Consider the following 315-nt stretch of genomic DNA (forward strand, 5'->3'; position numbering starts at 1 on the left):
GTGAACACGACATGGAAGTATCCGACCGGCAGCAGGTCGGCTTCGCGCTCGGCGAGCCATGTCCGCGCCGCCGCGCCTTGGCACTTCGGGCAGTGCCGGTTGCGGCAGGAGTTGTAGGCGATGCGCCAGTGGCCGCAGTCCTCGCAGGCCTCGACGTGACCGCCAAGGGCCGCGGTGCGGCAGAGTTCGATCGCCGACATGACCTTGAGCTGGATAATGCTCAGATGGCCGGCATGAACGGCCCGGTAGGCGGGCCCCGCGCTGCGGAAGATGTCGGCAACCTCGATCGAGGCGCGCACGCTCAGCCGTCGGGTG

The 315-nt window shown here is 68.6% G+C and carries 1 protein-coding gene; it reads right to left on the reverse strand.

Annotated elements, in window-relative coordinates; genetic code table 11:
* Window positions 1–299: transposase zinc-binding domain-containing protein (locus tag AC0L2B_RS00095; protein ID WP_473743616.1), on the reverse strand; the 299-nt coding region annotated here is incomplete at its 3' end.
* Window positions 300–315: the final 16 nt, after the last annotated feature.

It is taken from the genome of Mesorhizobium sp. WSM4815 (assembly GCF_055811575.1).